The 21,692-nt window shown below is 40.9% G+C and carries 20 protein-coding genes; 11 read left to right on the top strand and 9 right to left on the bottom strand.

The window, feature by feature from the left end; genetic code table 11:
• Positions 1-68 precede the first annotated feature (68 nt).
• Complete coding sequence (locus tag DBX26_RS00815) at positions 69-587, bottom strand: porin family protein (protein WP_162889649.1); 519 nt, start codon at positions 585-587, stop codon at positions 69-71.
• A gap of 552 nt (positions 588-1,139) precedes the next feature.
• On the opposite strand from DBX26_RS00815, the gene DBX26_RS00810 reads away from it, so the two are divergent.
• The 9 genes from DBX26_RS00810 to DBX26_RS00770 all read left to right on the top strand — a co-directional run bounded on the left by DBX26_RS00810 (position 1,140) and on the right by DBX26_RS00770 (position 10,276).
• Positions 1,140-1,364 carry a hypothetical protein gene (locus tag DBX26_RS00810; protein WP_014230604.1) on the top strand — a complete coding sequence of 75 codons (225 nt, stop codon included), beginning with the start codon at positions 1,140-1,142 and terminating at the stop codon, positions 1,362-1,364.
• Positions 1,365-1,432: 68 nt separating this feature from the next.
• Positions 1,433-2,107, top strand: coding sequence for a YjbF family lipoprotein (locus tag DBX26_RS00805; protein WP_118117493.1), 675 nt, complete (start codon positions 1,433-1,435; stop codon positions 2,105-2,107).
• Entirely contained in the window at positions 2,104-2,868 is a 765-nt protein-coding gene (locus tag DBX26_RS00800) for a capsule biosynthesis GfcC family protein (protein WP_118117492.1), read from the top strand. The genes DBX26_RS00805 and DBX26_RS00800 overlap by 4 nt, the downstream gene beginning before the upstream one ends.
• On the top strand, positions 2,865-5,063 hold the full coding sequence (locus DBX26_RS00795; protein ID WP_118117490.1) for a YjbH domain-containing protein: 2,199 nt from the start codon (positions 2,865-2,867) through the stop codon (positions 5,061-5,063). Before DBX26_RS00800 ends, DBX26_RS00795 begins: the two co-directional genes overlap by 4 nt.
• 123 nt (positions 5,064-5,186) lie before the next feature.
• Positions 5,187-6,128: an ADP-glyceromanno-heptose 6-epimerase gene (rfaD, locus tag DBX26_RS00790; RefSeq protein WP_118117488.1), complete on the top strand. Its 942-nt coding sequence runs from the start codon at positions 5,187-5,189 to the stop codon at positions 6,126-6,128.
• Between the two features lie 133 nt (positions 6,129-6,261).
• Positions 6,262-7,242, top strand: coding sequence for a lauroyl-Kdo(2)-lipid IV(A) myristoyltransferase (gene lpxM / locus DBX26_RS00785; protein ID WP_118117487.1), 981 nt, complete (start codon positions 6,262-6,264; stop codon positions 7,240-7,242).
• Between the two features lie 7 nt (positions 7,243-7,249).
• Positions 7,250-8,314, top strand: coding sequence for a lipopolysaccharide heptosyltransferase II (gene waaF / locus DBX26_RS00780; protein WP_118119725.1), 1,065 nt, complete (start codon positions 7,250-7,252; stop codon positions 8,312-8,314).
• A complete protein-coding gene (gene waaA / locus DBX26_RS00775; protein WP_118117485.1) occupies positions 8,308-9,573 on the top strand; it encodes a lipid IV(A) 3-deoxy-D-manno-octulosonic acid transferase in 1,266 nt (421 codons plus the stop codon). Before waaF ends, waaA begins: the two co-directional genes overlap by 7 nt.
• Before the next feature lie 25 nt (positions 9,574-9,598).
• Positions 9,599-10,276 carry a WbqC family protein gene (locus DBX26_RS00770; RefSeq protein WP_118117483.1) on the top strand — a complete coding sequence of 226 codons (678 nt, stop codon included), beginning with the start codon at positions 9,599-9,601 and terminating at the stop codon, positions 10,274-10,276.
• 73 nt (positions 10,277-10,349) lie between these two features.
• On the opposite strand, the gene DBX26_RS00765 is transcribed toward DBX26_RS00770, so the two are convergent.
• The 5 genes from DBX26_RS00765 to rffG form a co-directional block, all read right to left on the bottom strand.
• Positions 10,350-11,285 carry a sulfotransferase domain-containing protein gene (locus DBX26_RS00765; RefSeq protein ID WP_118117481.1) on the bottom strand — a complete coding sequence of 312 codons (936 nt, stop codon included), beginning with the start codon at positions 11,283-11,285 and terminating at the stop codon, positions 10,350-10,352.
• 33 nt (positions 11,286-11,318) lie between these two features.
• The gene (locus DBX26_RS00760) at positions 11,319-12,380 is read right to left on the bottom strand and encodes a TDP-N-acetylfucosamine:lipid II N-acetylfucosaminyltransferase (protein WP_118117479.1); all 1,062 of its coding nucleotides are present in this window, start codon (positions 12,378-12,380) and stop codon (positions 11,319-11,321) included.
• Positions 12,381-12,383: 3 nt separating this feature from the next.
• Positions 12,384-13,523, bottom strand: coding sequence for a dTDP-4-amino-4,6-dideoxygalactose transaminase (gene rffA, locus DBX26_RS00755; RefSeq protein ID WP_118117477.1), 1,140 nt, complete (start codon positions 13,521-13,523; stop codon positions 12,384-12,386).
• A 90-nt stretch (positions 13,524-13,613) separates the two neighbouring features.
• Complete coding sequence (gene rfbA, locus DBX26_RS00750) at positions 13,614-14,477, bottom strand: glucose-1-phosphate thymidylyltransferase RfbA (RefSeq protein WP_118117475.1); 864 nt, start codon at positions 14,475-14,477, stop codon at positions 13,614-13,616.
• 17 nt (positions 14,478-14,494) lie between these two features.
• Positions 14,495-15,553, bottom strand: a complete 1,059-nt coding sequence (rffG, locus tag DBX26_RS00745) for a dTDP-glucose 4,6-dehydratase (RefSeq protein WP_118117473.1) — start codon at positions 15,551-15,553, stop codon at positions 14,495-14,497.
• Positions 15,554-16,080: 527 nt separating this feature from the next.
• Between rffG and DBX26_RS00740 the strand changes: the two genes are divergently transcribed.
• Positions 16,081-17,988 carry an acyltransferase family protein gene (locus DBX26_RS00740; RefSeq protein WP_118117471.1) on the top strand — a complete coding sequence of 636 codons (1,908 nt, stop codon included), beginning with the start codon at positions 16,081-16,083 and terminating at the stop codon, positions 17,986-17,988.
• A 136-nt stretch (positions 17,989-18,124) separates the two neighbouring features.
• Here the strand turns inward: DBX26_RS00740 and DBX26_RS00735 are convergent, their stop codons facing one another.
• Together DBX26_RS00735 and DBX26_RS00730 are read right to left on the bottom strand one after the other, a co-directional pair.
• The gene (locus DBX26_RS00735) at positions 18,125-18,823 is read right to left on the bottom strand and encodes a 3-deoxy-D-manno-octulosonic acid kinase (RefSeq protein WP_118117469.1); all 699 of its coding nucleotides are present in this window, start codon (positions 18,821-18,823) and stop codon (positions 18,125-18,127) included.
• Positions 18,824-18,831: 8 nt separating this feature from the next.
• Positions 18,832-19,218 (bottom strand): diacylglycerol kinase, encoded by a 387-nt coding sequence (locus tag DBX26_RS00730; protein ID WP_118117467.1) that lies wholly within the window; start codon positions 19,216-19,218, stop codon positions 18,832-18,834.
• 191 nt (positions 19,219-19,409) lie between these two features.
• Between DBX26_RS00730 and DBX26_RS00725 the strand changes: the two genes are divergently transcribed.
• The gene (locus tag DBX26_RS00725) at positions 19,410-20,525 is read left to right on the top strand and encodes a glycosyltransferase family 4 protein (protein ID WP_118117465.1); all 1,116 of its coding nucleotides are present in this window, start codon (positions 19,410-19,412) and stop codon (positions 20,523-20,525) included.
• 114 nt (positions 20,526-20,639) lie between these two features.
• On the opposite strand, the gene DBX26_RS00720 is transcribed toward DBX26_RS00725, so the two are convergent.
• Positions 20,640-21,644: a glycosyltransferase family 9 protein gene (locus tag DBX26_RS00720; protein ID WP_118117463.1), complete on the bottom strand. Its 1,005-nt coding sequence runs from the start codon at positions 21,642-21,644 to the stop codon at positions 20,640-20,642.
• Positions 21,645-21,692: the final 48 nt, after the last annotated feature.

The raw sequence follows: 21,692 nt of genomic DNA, 5'->3' as shown, positions 1-21,692 counted from the left end.
GATCAATCGCTATAAATATTAATGAAGTGAAAAACCTAGACACAATGACCTAGGCACTAGGTCTTTAATTAAAATCGGTGCTGGAAGCCCAGTGAGATTCCGTTCAAACGGACTTTATCTTCAGCCAAGCTGTCAATAAACTCAAAGACAACAGCACTTTGTTTATCGAGAGCGTAATGTGCTCCCATACCAAAGCTGAAGCCCTGATCTTTACCAGATCCAACATTCTGCTGATCGATTTGCACACTGGAGTAACCAGCTAGCCCATATAGGGCGACTCGCTGAGAAACTGGAATATTAAACTTGGCGAAGCCGCTTGCAATACTATCGACTGCTAGGCCACTATCTCGTTCGAGAGAAGTACCATAGCGGGCTTCTAAGGCAATATAATCATTGAAGAAGTAGCCAGCTTGCGCTTGAAGAAGAAAAGGACTTCCTTCAGCTACCGAAGATGAGGAGGAGTGGTGATATTCGGCGTTAGAGTAACTCAATAAAGCACCAGCATAAAAATTAGCCGAGGCAGAAAAAGAGCACAAGCCTAAACTGATTGCGCTCAACGCCCCTAGCCATGGTCGTTTGTTAATCACGTAATTGTTCCCTAGGTATCGACCTACCGCTGTGCAAATGCGAGCAGTAAGGCCTGTTAAACATCTCTCGCGTTCCACGCTACCGCCCTGCGGCACTTACGCGTTAGCCACTGTTCGCTGATTACCGATTTATTCTATTCGGTTTATTGATAGAAATACTGTTATTTAAGCCAATTTTTTGTGAATTTAAACCCAAAAATCATGATCTAAAGATCAAAACAAAGCTGTCAAATTATGCATGTAAAGACATTAAACGGCAAGGGGGCGAATGTGACCATAATGTAAGAATGGGATGCTCGCTTTTAGTAAAGAAGGTGTAGATGGGTTGGGTTATAGTAAAAGACAATTTCGTTGGAATGCGGAGTTTATTCTAAGCTAGCTATTGTCCTCCCCATCTTTCCTCCTTAGGCTGTTTATTTTCTTAAAATTAACAACCAAATAGATACGAAACTGTTTACATGCTGATGATTTTTTATCTAGAATAGATTTTGGAGCATTAATTTATGCTCCAAACATCGATGTTTTATATACCGGATATAAAAAGGATAAATAATGAAGAATACAGCTCTGGCTATTCTTATGGCTCTAAGTGCGTCAACAGCATTTGCAGCTCCTGAAGCAGGCACAACTGAAGGCGCATCTGCTCTTGCTAGCGGTGAAGTTGCGGTAGGTGTTGGTGCAGCAGCAGCAGCAACTGTAGTTGCAGTAGCTGCAACAGACAGTGACTCTAGCACTACAACAGCTTCTGCTTCTGCTTCTGCTTCTGCTCAGCAGTAATACCCAAAAGCAGTCGATTAATAATCGCCCTGATTTATTCAGGGCGATTTTATTTTCAAGAGGGAACAATGAATATCTTTCGAACAATAAAGTGGAAGCGCCTACTTGTTATCCTACCGGTATTGAGTCTTATGTTCGGATGTACGCAAAAATTCAATGATGTGTCCGCAACCGTTCAAGAAGCTTATGGTAACTACATCGATGTAGAGCTCTCGCCGCTAGAAATTGAAACAGTACCTTACGCCAGCGCATACCTTAAGATAGGTAACCAAAAACAAATTTTTGTCGTTCTAGCCTTTGCAGATCAAGACCCACTTACCGGAAAAACGCAACTGAAATGGGTAAGTTCAGATAAAGCTATGGTCGTTACCGAGAATGGCCATATTGTTAAAACCATAAACTTACAGAACAACAATATAGCTGGTGTGTATGGTCAAATACCTGCTTACACGCCAACAAATACTGAATATCTACTTTCTTATGATTGGGAAGAACGATACCGATACGGATTTCCTGCTCACATTACACGAACCTATCAAGGTAAAGATGTAGTAACAACTCCACTATCTACAACATCAGTCGATGTCTATCGCGAATTCGTTGAGTTCCCAAGCCTATCTGAAACCGTTGAAAACTTTTACTGGGTAGATGATAAAGGGCAAGTCGTGAAGACTCTACAGCACCTAGGACCAAATATGGTACCTATTGAGTTAACGATACTGAAAGGATACAGCAAATCATGAGTAAACGACTGTTACCTTTATTAGGTGTAGCTTTGCTAGCTAGCGCAAGTACTACTTGTGTTTCGGCTCGATTAGCCCCTGATAATGCTTCATATTTAAACGTTGACTTAGTTGGTGTGGGTAAACAGTTACAATTCGAACAACCTGCTCGATTAGTAGATGTTCTAAAGCAGGCACAACAGCAAAACCTTCGTTTACAATACCCCCTTGGAACAACGTTATTTGACAGTTCTGAACACTCATTACGAGAATCAACAGCGTTAAAAAACTCGGTATTGAATCAAATGATTCAGCATAACCTGGTCGCTCACCCTTTCTATAAATACATCCAAAAACATCAATTTTCTCCGCGTTTATTCTCTGCTGTTGATTTGGATGACATCCGCTTAGATAAATTTAATAACCCCCTCATAAGTGGTGACCTAACGCTCGTATCTCCGCAGCGAGAAGAAAAAGTTATTTATCTAGGAAACTTAGAACAAGTCTATTCAGTTAAAGAACAAGCAGGTATTGCTTTAAAACAACAAGTTGCAAACCTAAAGAACGACATTGGTGAACTTGCATACCCACCGATCCTAATTTATCCAGACGGAAAAGTTGTTCACCCTCACCACGGCTCTTGGTTGACGACGCAATATTATCTGCCGCCATTGACCATGGTTTATATCCCATATGAGGAGTTTGAAAGCTCTGAAATGGATCAGGATATTGTGAAGTTACTGACACAACTAAAGCCAACCTCAACTAAGAGTCCACTATGACGCTGATTAGAAACACTTTAACCCTTTCGTTAATGGGGCCAGCATTAGTTTGGGCTCAAGATGTGCCGTTTGAAGCTCCACCATTACAGCCGTCACAGATGAACTTTGGCGGTGTAGGCCTAATGCAGATGCCAACTGGCCGTATGGCGCCAGAAGGGGAATTTAACTTTGCTGTCAATTTCAGCAATGAATACCAGTTTTATAATGTCACATTGCAGGTGATGCCATGGCTGGAAGCGACCCTTCGTTATACATTGGTCAATGATCTTTTCTATAGCGATGACCCTGACTACTCCGGCGATACAAAATACACAGATAAAGGCGTCGATTTCAAAGTTCGCCTCTTAGAAGAATCACAGTACTTGCCAGAACTTTCTATTGGCGTTCGTGATTTTGCCGGTACGGGCCTGTTTGATGCCGAATATATTGCTGCAACCAAACGCTACTCTAATTCCAACGTAGGGACGTTCGACTTTACTTTGGGTATGGGCTGGGGATATCTGGGCACTCGGAATAGTATAAGTAACCCGGTTTGTAAAGCGTCTGACCGTTTCTGTGATCGACCATCTGACTATAAAAACGATGGTGGTAGTGTAGATTTTGAACGCTGGTTTAAAGGTTCTTCAGCTCTATTTGGCGGTGTAGAATACCAAACGTTGTATGCGCCGCTGCGTTTTAAACTTGAATACGACAGCAACGATTACAGTGATGATTTTCCTGCCAGATTTGGAGGCGTAGACATGACCCCACATACACCATGGAACTTTGGTGTATTATACCGCTTGGGTCATATGGCGGATCTACGCGTAAGTTATGAGCGTGGGGATACCCTCGTAGCAGGTTTAAGTCTGTACACTAACTTCAATAGGATGCCATCTTTCTGGCGTGATACACCAACGCCAAAAGCAGAAGACAACCAACCAGCCGAACTTTCTCAGGTCGATTGGGAACGCGTTACGGAAGACCTAAATAAGATTGCGGGTTATCAAAATACCAAAATCTACGCCAAGGATGATACTGTATCGATTGTTGGTGAGCAGAAAAAGTATCGTGATCGCAATGAGGCACATGAAAAAGCCGCTGCCGTATTAGCTAACCAAGTGCCAAAGAGTGTTGATACGTTTACCATTAATGAGCGCAACCGTGGACTAGTAGCAAACCAAATGGTGATCTCTAAAGATAAATATCGCGATTACGCACAAGTAAACTACGTCAACCCCAAAATCGAGGATGCAGTTTCAATATCCAACCAAAAGCCACAAGGTGAAGCGACCTATGATGGATTTAAGCGCTTTGACTGGGGTTTTGCACCTAAATTAGTTCAAACTCTGGGGAGCGCAGAAGACTTTTACCTGTTTAGCGTTGGTTTAAATGGTAATGCTTCGTACTGGGTAACTGACAACCTAGAAATAGGCGGCTCGCTTTACTGGGATTGGTACAACAACTACGATAAGTTTGTTTACGTAACACCACCAGATGGTACAACAATTCCACGTGTACGTACCATGTTCCGTGCTTACCAAAATGAACACGACATAACCATGTCAAACCTACAGCTAACTTGGTTCCAAGAATACTCGGATACGATAGACCAGCAGTTCTACGCGGGTTATCTAGAAAGTATGTTTGCTGGTGTGGGTACAGAGTTTTTATACCGCCCGCAAGGCTCAAATTGGGCCATTGGTGCTGACGTTAACTTAATTTCTCAACGCGACCCACAAAGTTACTTTGGCGTTTACACCGACAAATGGCAGAACATTCCTGAGTATGGTCGTCCGTTCCAAGTTATTGATAAGGGCTTCACTGGATTTGTATCCGGCTACTACTACCCACAATGGGAATTCCTGTCTGATACGATGGTCCAATTGGATGTTGGTCAATTCTTAGGTGGTGACAAAGGTGCTCAGTTGAATTTCGCCAAGCAGTTCAAGAGCGGCGTAATCGCTGGCGTATTTGCGTCTGTGAGTGACTTGTCAGCCGAGGAGTTTGGTGAAGGTAGCTTTACAAAAGGATTTTATATTTCAATTCCTTACGACATCATGACAGTTAAGCCAAGCAACAACCGAGCAAACTTTAGTTGGCAGCCACTGACTCGTGATGGTGGTCAGAAGCTGGGTCGCAAATACAGCTTGATCGAACTAACAGATGAACGAAACCCTTGGTACCAGCGACCAAACCATTCGGATGAGAAGTAACTAACGCGAGGGCCTAGACTACTAGGCCCTACTCCCTATAACCTTTCTTTACCTCTTCAATAGCGCTGTATAACGTTTCTTGCTAAAATTCCTGAGAAAATTTTAATCTATGGTGGAAGTTCTATGATCATCGTAACTGGTGGTGCTGGCATGATCGGCAGCAACATTGTTAAAGCTCTCAACGCAGCTGGTATGAACGACATTCTGGTTGTCGACAACCTCAAAAATGGTAAAAAGTTTAAGAACTTAGTTGATCTGGACATCACAGATTACATGGATCGTGACGACTTCCTTACCCAAATTATGGCGGGTGATGATTTCGGTGCTATCGAAGCAATTTTCCATGAAGGTGCTTGTTCTGCAACCACCGAGTGGGATGGTAAATACATGATGCTAAACAACTATGAGTACTCAAAAGAGTTATTGCATTATTGTTTAGACCGTGAAATTCCATTCCTTTACGCCTCTTCTGCTGCCACATACGGTGAGACAGACACCTTTGTTGAAGAGCGAGAATACGAAGGCGCACTCAACGTCTACGGTTATTCTAAGCAACAGTTTGATAACTACGTACGTCGCTTATGGCAAGACGCTGAAGAGCACGGTGAGACCCTATCTCAAATCACTGGCTTCCGTTACTTCAATGTTTACGGCCCTCGTGAAGACCATAAAGGAAGCATGGCATCCGTTGCCTTCCACCTAAATAACCAGCTAAATGCAGGTGAAAACCCGAAACTCTTCGCTGGTAGTGAGACCTTTAAGCGTGATTTCGTCTACGTCGGCGATGTATGTAAAGTCAACCTGTGGTTCTTTGAAAACTGCGTATCAGGCATCTTTAACTGTGGCACAGGACGCGCGGAGTCGTTTGAAGAGGTCGCGAAAGCGGTGATCACTCACCACGGAAAAGGTGAAATCGAAACGATTCCTTTCCCTGAGCATCTAAAAGGCGCTTACCAGGAGTTCACTCAAGCAGATCTGACTAAGCTACGCTCAGCAGGCTGCGACGTAGAATTCAAAACGGTTGCAGAAGGTGTCGCTGAATACCTAGCCATCCAAAACCGCTAAGCATCTTTGTTCTCAATTATGAGGTGGCGGTGATTATGACCTGCCACCTTTACTCAGCTTCAATAGCCTGTATCATTTCCTTTATCTACATTTAAATCACTCGTCTCCATACGTATAGGTAACAAGACACCCCATGACCAATAAACGTGATGATTTCGATCCCAAAGCCTATAACCCTGAGTTTGAACGCTCATTTCTCAAGCCTAAATATTGGGGGACCTGGCTCGCTGTTTTTAGCTCCATTCTTATCGCATTGCTGCCCCTCGCTTTTCACCAGTGGCTGGCAAAAGAGCTGGCATCACGTTTAGTTAAATCTAAAGCAAACTCGGTCAACAACGTAAAGACAAACTTAGCCTTGTGTTTCCCACATTTAAGTGAACAAGAGCGTGACCAATTGGTTTACAAAACTCTTTACACTGCCGGAGTATTTACGCTTAGATTTGGCCTGGTCTCTTTGCGTTCGCCAGAATGGCTGCAATCAAAGTGTGACTTTGTAAACTCAGAACAATTGTTCGACCTTACAGCACAAAATCAAAAAGTGATTTTATTAGTGCCGCACTCTTGGTCGATTGATATACCTGCGGTACTACTTGCCTCAAAAGGCTTACCTGTTTCTGCGATGGCGAAAAGACAGAAAAACCCAGTAACAGACTGGCTAATGCATCGCCAACGCGTGCAATATGGTGGCCGAGTGTACGAACGCTCTGGAGGGATCAAACCCTTCATCAAATCGATTAAAGACGGTTACTTAGGCTACTATCTACCAGACCAGGATCATGGCGCTGAACTCAGTGAATTTGTGGACTTTTTCGCGACGACGAAGGCAACCCTGCCAGGTCTGACAAAACTGGCGAAACTGTCAAAGTCCAAAGTAATCCCGACTTTTGCCTCACTGGATCCGGAAACTGGTCGCTTTAGTATTGAGTTTATGCCTCCGCTAACGTTTCAGGAAACCGACAGCGACGATGCTCGCTCACTCAATGAAGCCATTGAGTACTTTGTGACGAAAAACCCTGAGCAATACATGTGGACCCTGCGTCTACTGCGTACACAGGCGGATGGCAGTAACCCATACAGTGAAATGCGTGAGCATGGCTTTATTAAAGAGAAGTGATATCAACATGTCGAAAAACAAAATTCTAATTATTGGTCCTTCTTGGGTTGGCGATATGGTGATGTCGCAATCCCTATACATTGTTTTAAAGCAACTGAATCCTGAAAGCGAAATTGATGTGATTGCACCCGGGTGGTGTAAACCAATCTTAGAGCGTATGCCTGAGGTGAATAAGGCCATTGAAATGCCGATTGGGCATGGTGAATTTAACCTGCTGGGGCGGCGTGAAATTGGTAAAACACTGCGTGAGAAGAAATACGATCACGCTTATATCCTGCCAAAATCGGCGAAATCCGCTCTGATACCTTGGTTTGCTAACATTCCTCTTCGCACCGGCTGGAAAGGCGAGATGCGCTATGGCTTGCTGAATGACATTCGTCCTAACATGAAGTCGTTCCAATACATGGTGGAACGTTATGTGGCTTTGGCTTATCCACAATCGGAGATGGTGGACTCATCATCACTAGGTGGATTGGAGACGCTGCCTCGCCCTCGCCTTGCGATCAATACAGAAGAGCAACAGGCAACCATCCAGAAGTTCAACCTGAATAAAGAACGCTCGATTATTGGCTTGTGTCCAGGTGCAGAATTTGGCCCAGCGAAGAAGTGGCCAGAAACGCATTATGCGGAAGTTGCGACACGGATGAGTAAAGAAGGCCATCAGATCTGGCTATTTGGTTCGCAAAAAGATCTTGAAACATGTAATGGGATTCGAGCCCTAGTTCCGCCACAGTTCCAACAGCATATTCATGTTCTAGCCGGACAAACCAGTTTAATTGAAGCCGTTGATTTACTGGCTGCGTGTAGAACCGTCGTAGCAAACGACTCCGGCTTAATGCACGTTGCTGCCGCGGTAGGTTGTAATGTCGTCGCTGTGTATGGCTCTACTTCACCAAAATACACGCCGCCACTTGCAGACAAAGTCGAGATTGTTCATACCGATATTGATTGTCGCCCATGTTTTCAACGTGAATGTCAGTATAACCACCTTAAGTGCCTGACGGAGTTGTCGCCAAAACAAGTGTTGGACAGTATCCAGAAGCTCGAAGCGATTACTATTAGCTCATGTTAATTCGACTGATATACACGGTACTACTGGTACTTGCATCGCCAATTCTTTTGTTTGGTTTGTATAAGAGCAAGCCAAACAAGCCTAAGTTTGGTCCGCGTTGGAAAGAGCATTTCGGTATCACGCCAAAACTCAATACTGACCAACGTCCAATATGGATTCATGCCGTATCTGTAGGTGAAAGCATCGCCGCCGCACCACTAATAAAAGCGTTAAAACAACAGAATCCTGAACAGACGATTCTAGTTACCACGACCACCAGTACCGGGGCCGAGCAAGTAGAAAAATTAGGTAATTTAGTCGAACACCGCTACATGCCAATCGACTTTAGTTTCGCAGTGAAAGGTTTCTTAAAAGCCACAAACCCAAAGCAAATGCTGATCATTGAAACTGAGCTTTGGCCAAATACCCTAAATACAGTGCATAAAGCAGGAATTCCAATCACTGTTGTTAATGCACGCCTGTCTGAAAAGTCATGTAACAACTACGCCAAAGTGCAGCCATTGTTTAACCTCTTACATCCGAAGTTAACTCAAGTGTTATGTCAGACCGAATCAGATGCAACACGTTTTGCTCACCTAGGGGTGGCGAAGGAAAAATTGACTGTAACTGGCTCGATTAAGTTTGATATCCAAATTTCAGACGAAGTAAGAGCAAAAGCAAAAGAGCTGCGCTCTGTGCTTGGGGAGAAGAGACCCATATGGATAGCGGCAAGTACGCACAAAGGGGAAGACGAGCAAGTATTAGAGGCTCACAAGCAAGTTTTAGAATCTCACTCTGATGCTTTACTGATCTTAGTCCCTCGCCACCCGGAGCGTTTTGATAGCGTCTTTGAACTTTGTCAGAAACATAGCTTGGAAACCATTCGCCGTACCTCACAGTCAGACGTAGCTGAATCAACTCAAGTTTACCTCGGCGATACCATGGGTGAGATGTTGATTTTAATCGGCGCAGCCGATGTCTGCTTTATGGGTGGGAGCCTAATTGGTGATAAAGTTGGCGGACACAACGTGTTGGAACCGGCCGCACTTGGCGTGCCAGTTATTACTGGACCGAGCTATTATAATTTTACAGAAATTGTAGAAGATCTTTCTTCTCAACACGCTTTGACGATCATTGCTAATGAACATGAACTCTCGAAAAAAGTGCTAGATCTAACTTCTAACAATAAAAGCCAAACTAAGGGCTCCTTAATCAAAAAGACCGAGCCAATAAAATTAAGTATTGAACGAATCGTCAACGCAGAAAAAAGATTTATGTAGCCTTACGGTTATTACTGGAGAATATATGAAAAAACTAGCCATATTACAATCTAACTATATTCCATGGAAAGGTTACTTTGACTTAATACAAAAATCAGATCTTTTCGTTTTTCATGATGATCTCCAATACACAAAAAATGATTGGAGAAATAGAAATAAAATAAAAACGGCAAAGGGAACTGAATGGCTTTCAATTCCTTGTGGGACCAATGAAAAAAGATTGATTTGTGAAGTACCTTTAAATGACAAGAAATGGGTTAACAAGCACAAAAACAAAATAATCAGCGAGTATAAAGATTGTCCATATTTTGATGAATATAAATTTGTTCTCGATTATATCTATGACAACAAATGGGATAATCTTTCTGAATTTAACCAGTCTGTTATCAAGTTTATTTCTAAAGAAGTTCTTGGCTTCAAAACAGAGTTTATGGACTCAAGGGAGCTAAATCTAAAGGAAAAAAAACAAGAGAGAGTACTGGAAATATTGGAAAAACTTGGCTACCAATATTATATTTCAGGGCCTGCTGCAAAAGATTATATCGATGAGAATAAGTTTACTTCTAAAGGCATAGAGATTGAGTGGATGAACTACTCTCATTATCCTGAATATTCTCAAAAGCATGGAGAGTTTGAACATGCTGTGTCTATCTTAGACCTCATTTTCAATACTGGTAAAAATGCTAAAGACTATATAAGTTAAAAATAATAATTGTGGTCAGAGTTTTTATTTACACTTAAGTATCTGACCACTATTCATAACATTATTATTTATCTTAAAACCCCAGCTCATCCTTAATAATGGACTTAATCGACCTATTCAGCCTTCTTGCTTCATATTCTACATTTTCACTACTGGATGAATAGTTACTTTCAAACTCTTTTCTGTCAACTTTAAATGGTTCCACGTAGGTATGTATAATATCTTCATTGCTAGAAGAGATTGAAGTGTCATACTCCATCAACTCCATCTCTTTTTTACAAATAGTTTCAATATACTCAATTACCGTAGAGGGAAGAACTTTTTTGTAATTTCCAATAGCAGATGTATCAAATGCCTTTTTCTCACCAAATGAAGAATTTCCTTTCCATGATGATGAATTCATCCGATCAGTTAATTGTTCAAAAGGTAGTGACTCAACCTCTAAGAAAGAATAGATAGAGCTCATCACTTCATCAGGATGTATCAATAAATCTTCCATTCTGACTACCATTAAGTTTGGCTCATTTTTAAACACTTCACCAATAAGTACACTCTTTCTCCAGTTTCTCAGATCAAATAGTACTGGTCTTTCCTTTCCTGTATATTCTTCACCATTACCAAATGACATTGAAGCGATCACATCTCTAGGATCCCTCACAATTAAAATACATTTGATACCATTCTTGATAAAAAAAGGAATGAACTCTTCTGCCAAAACTTCCTTAACACCACAAACTTTACTATCATCACTCTCAGGCATAAGAATATCTACACCTGGGTTGAGTAACAACCAATGATTAAGCTCTTTTAATGTATATTCACTATTACCTGAATAGTGAGATAAAAGATGGTATTTGTCTAAGTTTAATGATCGGTGAAAGCCTTTGATGCACTTCAAAAAGTCTTGAGTACTACTCTGATAGGATATTGACACATCAGGGTGAATATCTAACGCTTTTTGTAATAACGTAGTACCAGAGCGCATCATACCAGTTAAAAACACTCTCATTTTGACCTCTCATTAAAGATTCAATTTAATATTTTAGGAGCTATAAAGATTATTAAGCTGTAATATTAGGTTTTCTTTAGAAAAAAACTCATTTATGATTTTCGAATTTTTTTCACTGTTTATATTTTCTTTCAAGTTTAATTCTTTCACATCACCAATGTGTACACCTAACTCATTAAAGAAATTCCATTGTGATGTATTACTACATGCATAAACTCTTTTCCCTAAGCTAAGTAAAGAGACTGTGTTGCCTAGAGCCTGAGGCCTTTTATGATTGAAGATAGCAATATCTATACTCAATAAAAGCTGATTGTACTCATCAATTGGCAAAAGTTCTGTCAATGGATAAAAGTTCTCTTTACCAAATAACTTAAAACCAAGTTCAGTAATCTCTTTCCTATAAGCCTTATGTCCATAGCTTAAAGGGCAGTAAACTTTCATATTTTTTGAATAATATGGACTACTTACTAACCTATGAAAAACTCCCTCGTGCTCATTTATTGGATCGGCAGAGTTCCCCACAAGAATATTAATAGATTCGCTACTTTTATCATCGTTACCCTGAATTTTTGGTGGAATATTTGTTGGATATGAGAAGCACTGAACAAAGTTTCCGGTTGCTCCATAATTTTTCTTAGCCAACTTATAATTACCTTCGGATACGGTCGCTATTGAAGAAAACCAAGGTATTACTTTTCGCTTGATTCGCTCAGGAAACGATTTCTGCTTCTCTGGTGAAAGTTGTGCATTATGTAAATCTCCCCCCCAGACAATCCACTTACACTTTTTGGCATTACCTTTCGGTAATAGATAAAGAAGCCAGTTAATAACTTTATTATTAGTTGAATGAAGAATAACGACGTCAGCTCTTTTAATCTTTTTGATTGCCTTTATGTAAAACAAAATTTTTCTAATATTTCTATTTTTACCTTTATTTTTACATTGTACTACACGTAGAGCATCATCCAATCTTGCATCGTAACCATAAAATAGATATTCATGGTGATAATCCTGTAGATTTTCTTCATTAAATTTAACAAACGGAAATATAAATTTATCAATATTTCCAACATGTAGAATATTTTTATTATTCATAAACTATGCATTCTTAAAAAACGACAGTGTATGGGATATGATATGTTCTACTTCTTCATCAGTCATATTATAAAATATAGGAAGCCTCAGCAATTTTTCACTTTCTTGTGTTGTATACTGATCAACACCAATAAATACACTTGAACTCATCCCTTTTTCTGAGGAGTGTAGCGGAACATAATGAAAAGCTGCAGCTACACCATTCTCTTTTAAATGCTCTATTAATCTTGTTCTTTCGCTTAAATCTTTTAATTTTAAGTAGAACATATGTGCATTATGAGTACACATTTCTGGAACAGTAGGAAGCTCAACTAGGCTTTGATCTTTTAAAACAGTAAAAGCTGTGAAGTACTTATCCCAAATTTCATTTCTTTTTTCATTAATCTCATCGTAAGCATCCAATTGTGCCATTAAGTAAGCAGATTGGATTTCTGATGGTAAATATGAACTGCCTATATCAACCCAACTATACTTATCTACCATTCCTCTAAAGAATAAACTTCTATTGGTTCCCTTTTCTCTTATAACCTCAGCCCGTTCAATAAACCTGTCATCATTGATGATTAGAAGGCCACCTTCACCACCACTTGTATAGTTTTTGGTTTCATGAAAACTAAAAGCTCCCATGTGACCTATTGTACCTAATGGTTTACCTTCATAATGAGCATGCACTCCTTGAGCAGCATCTTCGATAACAAATAAGTCATACTTATTTGCTATATCCATAATCATATTCATCTCACAAGCGACACCCGCATAATGAACTGGAACTATCGCTTTAGTCTTACTTGTTATCGCAGGTTCAATTAAGTTTTCATCAATATTCATCGTATCTGCCCTAATATCGACAAAAACTATTTTTGCCCCCCTCAATAGAAAGGGGTTTGCTGTACTAACAAAGGTATAGCTTGGCATGATAACTTCATCGTCTTGCTGTATATCTAATAAGATTGCGGCAAGTTCTAAAGCATGTGTGCAAGATGGAGTGATAAGCGTCTTCTTCGCTTTAAGTTTTCTTTCGAACCAATCTTGGCATTGAAGACTAAAGTCCTTACCTCCACATAACTGCTTACTATCAATGGCTTTAGTGATAAGAGCTAACTCTTTACCTGTCACTGGTGCTTTATTAAATGGGATTAACATACTAATACTCATTTTTGTAAAGTGCCTTGAAAACAAGGTCATTCCCAGACACTTCAAATCTCAAACTAAATAAAAAAGCATTTAAAATGGCTACTTCACCAGTGCTTTTAAATATTGACCATAAGGGTTTTTATCCAGCTGGCTTGCTAATTCTATTAGCCGCTCCTGACTGAGCCAACCGTTCTTAAACGCAATTTCTTCTAAACACGCGATCTTCAGCCCCTGAACATTCTCAATGGTTTCAACAAAAGAAGAAGCTTCATGTAGACTGGCGTGGGTCCCGGTGTCTAACCAAGCAAAGCCACGCCCAAGTAGTTTGACATTTAGCTTGCCGCGATCCAGATACATCTGGTTCAGCGTAGAGATTTCCAGTTCACCTCGCTCAGATGGCTGCACTTGCTTTGCCAGCTCAACAACATCGTTATCGTAAAAGTATAAGCCGGTAACCGCATAATTTGATTTTGGCACCTTAGGTTTTTCTTCAATAGAAATCGCTCGCATGTTGTCGTCAAATTCCACAACACCAAAACGCTCTGGGTCTTTCACTTGATAACCAAATACCGTCGCCCCTTCTAAAGAGCTCGCAGCATTTTTAAGGATCGGAGTAAAACCTTGGCCATAAAAGATATTATCCCCCAACACTAAGCAAACAGAATCGTCACCAATGAACTCTTCACCGATGATAAAAGCTTGAGCTAAACCTTCAGGCTTTTCTTGAACTGCATACGTAAGCGAGATACCAAAATCAGCCCCACCTCCAAGTAAACGCTTAAAGCCCTCTTGATCCTCTGGAGTCGTGATGACCAAAATCTCTTTAATACCGGACAGCATTAATACCGACAGCGGGTAATAAATCATTGGCTTGTCGTACACTGGTAACAACTGTTTTGATACACCACGTGTAATTGGATAAAGTCGAGTCCCAGAACCACCCGCAAGTACAATACCTTTCATTTTCATACCTTTTTCAATTAGTTGCCGAGGCGCTCTAAGCTATACGAACCATCTAAAACACGCTGCCACCAGTTTTCGTTATCTAAATACCACATAACGGTTTTACGCAGGCCTGTTTCAAACGTTTCTTGCGGAGTCCAACCTAAGTCATGCTCAATCTTAGAGGCATCAATTGCGTAGCGGACATCATGTCCAGGGCGGTCTTTAACGAAGGTGATAAGATCTCGGTAATGTCCAATACCTTGAGGTTTTTCTGGTATTAACTCTTCCAACAATCCACATATAGTTTGTACGACATCTATATTAGCTTTTTCGTTATGCCCACCAATATTGTATGTTTCACCAATAGCGCCTTCTGTCACGACTTTGTATAGCGCTCTTGCATGGTCTTCAACAAATAGCCAATCACGAATTTGCATACCATCACCATATACTGGTAACGGCTTTCCTTTTAGCGCATTCAAAATCATTAATGGGATCAGTTTTTCAGGAAAATGATACGGACCATAATTGTTAGAACAGTTAGTGACGATAGTCGGGAAGCCATATGTTCGTTGCCACGCTCTCACTAGATGATCGCTTGACGCTTTAGAGGCAGAGTATGGTGAAGATGGCGCGTAAGAAGTTTCCTCAGTGAACAAATCATCTGTTCCTTCTAGATCTCCATATACTTCATCTGTTGAAATATGATGGAAGCGAAACGCCGCCTTGCCATCTGTATCTAGCTGATTCCAATATGCACGAGCAACCTCTAAAAGGGTGTAGGTACCAACGATATTAGTTTCAATAAAAGCGGCAGGACCATCAATTGAGCGATCAACATGAGATTCCGCTGCGAGGTGCATGACAGCATCAGGTTGATGTTCTTTAAAGACACGTTCTAGCTCGAAACGATCACAGATATCGACCTGTTCAAACGCATAACGCCTATTATCGGACACTTCAGCCAAAGACTCCAAGTTCCCGGCATAAGTTAGCTTGTCGAGATTAACAACAGAGTCTTGAGTATGATTGATGATATGACGCACAACTGCAGAGCCTATAAAGCCTGCACCGCCAGTAACTAATATCTTCATTTGAGTAATTTCCAACGTGAAGGTCTATCAGTCGTTTATTGTCCTAGTTAAAAATGAAGCCATAGAGTCCAACATTCTGCAACTCAGCGACCTAAAACATAAACACTGATTTACTATCTAAACCTGATGGGAGAGATTGTAGAGCAGTGAGTAATTACCGCAATTACTTTCTAAATGAACTTATATACCTAAGTATCTTGAAGTTGAAGGATTAAGAATCCTTATCATCAGCGCAAGCTCAAGAAAAATAAAGTTATTATTAAGTTTTTTAACAACTAGAGTAACCAGTTATTGACTACGATTGGTATAATCTCATTATCCAACTCAAGGCCTGTTTTTTCGATTCCAAGATGTTTCACCTGCTTTGTTCTATAAGTTTCCATATACCTGATATGAACAAGTGATGCTTTCACTTATACTATGAACTTCATCAATAACTCACGAGTAATGATCTACTGCTAGGTAGCGTTAGATATACCTCAAACCTACCTGTAAAAGCTCATCAATGTAGTCCCAAGTCCAAAAATATGCAGTTTAGAAAAGATATCAATGCACTAAGAGCATTAGCTGTAATCTTAGTTGTCGTTTACCATTTTAATTCCACTTGGGTGCCTGGAGGTTTTGTTGGCGTTGATGTGTTCTTCGTCATTTCAGGTTTTTTGATGACCAAAATAATCCTCCAAAGAGAGGAGGTAAACCTATCATCATTAATCAATTTTTACATAGCACGATTAAACCGCATTGTACCTGCGCTCGCATTTCTCTGTATTGCATTATTAGTCTTAGGCTGGTTTTACTTTGCTGGAGAAGAGTATGAGACGCTAGCCAAGCATGCCAGATACAGCTTAACGTTCTTATCAAACCAAGTTTATTTAGGTGAAGCGGGATACTTTGCTGCTGCCTCGAGAGAAAAGTGGTTGTTACACACATGGTCACTTTCTATCGAATGGCAGTTTTATTTACTTTACCCGATCTTCATTGGCATCGTATTGAAGCTATTTTCGAAGGCTCGTCTTTCAATCGCTATCAATACATTACTCCTAATCAGTTTATTTTACTGTGGATATGTATCATCTAGTGGCGATACAAGTGGCTACTTTATGCTTTCAGCACGTGCTTGGGAGATGCTTTTAGGTTCTTGGGCGGTTCTTTACAAGCCGAGGAGACCTTACCCTGCGTATGTAGGTTGGCTGCTAGTTTTAAGCACTGCGTTGGTAATAAATAAAGATTACATATGGCCTAGCTTAGTAACGTTGCTCCCCACACTCGGTGCACTCATTATTTTATGGGCAAACCAAAACAACAGAGTGAATGACTCTTATGTAGTCCAAAAGATAGGTTTATATTCGTATTCTATCTACTTGTGGCACTGGCCTGTCGTGGTTCTTTTCTACAAACTGAACTTAAACACTCCGCTCTGGTTGTTTGCTGGAATCTCACTGAGTCTATTATTAGGTGGACTCAGTTACCATACCGTGGAACAAGTCCGATTTACTAAAAACATACATTCTGCTAAACGCCTCCTTCTTCAGTGTAAACCTTTGTGGATAATTCTAATTTTGGTCGGTACAACCAAGTTCATCGCAGAAGAAAATGGCTTTCCAACAAGAGGCACTTTAGAGCCGGAACTCGTAGAGCTATATGGAAAGTTAAGCAAAAAAACACAAATGAGTCCGTTCCGATCCAAATGTCATATCGTTAAATATACAGGGCAACAACCGAAGGATGCCTGTACTTTTTCTTCTGGGGTACCAGAATGGGCCATCATAGGTGATAGCCATGCTTCAGAGCTAGCATTCTCGTTATCTGAACCATTAAAAAAAGCGAGTAAAAATCTTATCCAGCTCACAATGTCAGGGTGTCCGCCATCGTATATGCAAAGCGAAGAATTTAGTGATTGTGTGAATTGGACTAACGATGTCGTAAGTTTTGTTTCATCATCTGATGAAATCAAAAATGTTGTTATTGCCTACCGATACTCGGCTCACTTATTCGGTGGTAATGAACACTCTTATCCTGACCTACCCAATGACTATTCTGACGAAAGAAAAGAACAGGTGTTACAATCACTAAAACTCACGGTAAATACTCTTCTTGAACAAGGAAAGGAAGTGTATTTAGTTATGCCTGTGCCAGAAATGGGGGTTAGTATAAAAACCCTTGTGGACCAGGCATACATGCAGAAAAAAGACCTAACGAATATTCCGTCTGTCGACGTCTCGTACTACGAACAGCGAAACCAACTGATTTATTCTTTTATGTCTAAATCAACTTTTAATCCGGGATTGCACCCCGTTGAGATAAAAGATTTCTTCTGTGATGATAGTCAGTGCTACGCCGTTAGAGATAAGGTACCACTCTACTTTGATGATGATCATCCAGGTTTATCCATTACCAACGATATAGCCGCTAGGATTCTTAATAGCAAGAGTTAGTCTACAGGTGGGACATTGTCTCGTATTGTGAGAAAAAACACCTGGGAAGTGATAACCATGAGGTGCGTTGTAAAATAAGAACGAAAACTCAGGCAGGTTTTTATCTCTATTGTTGTACTACTCAGCCAATTATATGTCACTTATACCCAGTAAGAAGATGGTTAAACTCATCTTCTTGCCAGTGAATTGCTCGCTTACGTTGTTCTTTGCGAAAAGAACGCAACAACCTATTTAAGTTCGTTCTCCGCCACTCTGAGCCAGCTTGTTGACAACACTTATCAAAATCAATAATCCACACTTTCTCATCGGCATCAATCAAGATGTTGTGGATATTCAAATCGGTATGATTAACGCCAGCGTTGTGCATTTTAGCAATTTCTTGCCCAATCTTATGGTACATTTCGACTGGTAAAGCCTGCCCTTGGAGGATGCTTACTAAATCCTTGGCATTTGGTATACGTTGGCTGAGTAAGTCCGCCTGGTAGGTGAAGCCTGTTTTGACCGCTCTTGCGGCTATGGGCTTCGGTACATTCACACCCGCTTCCGTTAACGTAAGTAAGAGCTGAAACTCCGCCGCACTACGAGTCTTTTCCCAACTAGAAAACCAGTAATTATCTTTAACTAACTTTCCAAACAAACCACCACGCCTATAATGACGCAGAGCGGCTTGCATGGTATCAAATTGGACAAACCAAGTGGTTCCACGCCCAGTTGCACTACCAACAACTGCGTTCAGACTCTGCCAGTATTCAATATCAAACAGCGTTTTTTCCGGCTCTGAAACTACCGATTCGTCATACCAAACTCGAGTATTGTCGTGTTTAAAAAGTTTCATGCTGTTCCTTAAAAGAAGAGGATCGTTAACCAAGTGAACCCGGCTAGCATTAGCGCTACCATTACGGCAGCCGAGCCAATGTCTTTTGCTCTGCCGCTCAATTCATGCCTCTCAATACCTATACGATCAACCACGGCTTCGATAGCTGAATTAAGTAACTCGACAATCAGCACCAATACGACACTTCCAAACATCAAAACACGCTCTATCGCCGACAAATCCAACAAAAATACGATGACGGCAGCGCAGACTAATAAGCCAACTTCTTGTCTAATGGCCGCTTCATGTTTGAATGCAGCTTTTATCCCTTTCGCGGAATAAAAAGTCGCATTGTAGATGCGCCTTAACCCTGTTTGACCAGGCTTTCCGGTAGTCTTTTCGTTATTTTTGTTCATGTCGCCCCATGATTAAATGATCGCCTAAACCTTCACGCGACGTATTCTACATGAGTACCAATGAAGCTGAAACGGGAACAAGCTGGCTGTTTGGCTTAAAAATAAACCCGGAACAGCATCTTTAGTGAAGGACCTTTGGTAAACTTGGGTTTAAGCTAACATAAACACCATTTTCTGCTTTAGGGTTCATAATGAAGATTGCACTGATTCACATGCGTCACGCTAAAGTTGGCGGCACAGAACTGTTCTTAAATCAATTGTCCAAATACCTGTGCGAACAAGGTGAAGACGTCACCATTATTTGCCGTTCTCACGAAGAACCAAGTCACCCAAACATTAAATTTGTCACACTAAAACCTCTCAGTATTGGTAAAGCGCATCGAGCCTATCGGTTTGCGAAAGCGGTTGAAAACCACGTCAATAAAAATGACTATGATATTGTTTATGCGTTGGGGAAAACTTGGACACACGACCTGATTCGTGTTGGTGGAGGCACTCGAAAACACATCGTTGATCTGAGAAAAGGCAAGAAACCGACGCCAAGGGACCGCATCTCCATGTATATCGAGCGCAAAGCCCTGTCGTCTGCCGATAATCTTTTCGTGGTATCGAACTCGCATAAAAGCAGCACCGAAATCATGGAAGATTACGGGGTCTCGCCAGATAAAATCGCCACGATTCATAACGCGGTTGATCTAAACCGTTTCTCACGTGAAAACTGCACGACACAAGTAGCTGAGTTAAAAAAGAAACTACAAATTAACGATAAACACCCTATCTTTCTGTTTCTTGGTTCAGGTTATCACCGCAAAGGATTAGAGCCGACACTCAAGGCATTTAGCTTGCTGAAAGAAGAGGCAAGCTTGATCATTGTAGGGAATGAACAGCACCCTCAACAGTACCAAGACCTGGCAAAAGAACTTGGTATTGAAGATAAATGCTATTTCTTAGGTAAACAACACAATCCGGAAATCTTCTTTAGCATGGCATCTTGTTATGTTTTCCCTACCAAATATGAACCATTTGGTTTTACTGCCATTGAAGCGTTATCAAGCGGCTGTCCAGTGATTACCACCGTCGACTGTGGTGCAAAAGAGGTGATGAACGACGAAGTGAGCTCAATTCTCGAATCTGACTTTTCAATTGAAAAGCTCGCACAGAAAATGAGTCATTGGGCAGACAAAGCAAAGTCTAACGAATTCCGAGCGGCCTGTCGTGAGTCAGTAGCACCTCTGGACGTGAGTAACATTATGGAAATGAATTATCAACTGATCAAACAAGCGTGGAAAAAGAAACAGCAAAAATAATAGCGCCGACGTAATTCGATAAAATACAAAAGGCTCCGCACAACTTGTCGGGAGCCTTTTCACATCTGAAGTTTCATGTGGATTCAATCGAATCCCCGATTAGCCTGAGCAAAACTAAGCGGTTTCTAATACTTGGGTCTGCCGATTCAACTCCATCAAAGATAAGCTACTCACCCTTTCTACAGATATAGATTCTATAGACTTGCTACATTCAGATGGAAACACACACCAAGAATGATCAGTACTGTGGTACCACTCTGGTAATACAAAATAAGGCGCCTTTGCCGAATTTTTGCAAAACTCCCAGCCCCAAATCATCACCATCGGCACTTTCATCATCTGGAATATATGGCACGGGCCACAATCGTTCGACAGCGTTAGCACGGACTCATTGGCAATATCTACTAATCCAGAAATAGAGGGAGAGTGCTTTATTTCATATGGGATGTCTTGTAATAAGTTATCTACAATTGCTGACTTCGAGCTTTCTTGAGGGCCAAGAATAACATTCACTTTTTCAATCTTTTCTGACTTAAGATAGATCTCTTTCGCAGCTTCACAGTACCTTTCAATTGGCCAGACTTTAAAAGCACCAGCGCCACCAGCTGGCACCAAAGTTAACGCGCTTTTCTTTACATCTTGCCCGGCTTCTGATCCCAGCATATTGATTATCGTGGTATCGTAGTTAGTACCAAATGCGACATTAGCTAAATCGAGATTGTTTTTTGCGATGTACTGTCGACCTTTTGGCGTAAATAAATGCTTACTATATAAGCCACATTTATTCAAAAGCTTGGAGTTGCTAAACGCGTATTTTTCTTTTGTTTTAGCCAGCAGCAGTGCTGCATGAACACGCTCAGAGCCGGAGTAAATATTAAAAACTTTATCAAATTTATTCGAGTTGATACTCGTTACTATTTTTAGAATATTCCAGCCTTTGTAATTAATGACGTTGTCTGCAAGTCCATTACAAACAAGAAGCTGACTGCTTTTGGCCTTGGTATAAATCGTAATATTTGCATCTCCAATCTCTTTTCTTATGGCGCAAAGCAATGGAATTTGCGTTGTGATGTTTCCAAATTGTGCTCTGTGTGGAACAAATACAGCCACGTTTGTCATTAATATATCCACCAATTACGATACGTATATATCACTTTCCTTACTATA

This window comes from Vibrio sp. dhg (assembly GCF_003443775.1).
Lineage (GTDB): Bacteria > Pseudomonadota > Gammaproteobacteria > Enterobacterales > Vibrionaceae > Vibrio > Vibrio natriegens.
Note: the sequence above shows the minus strand (reverse complement) of the source record. Positions and strands in the feature narration are given on the sequence as shown.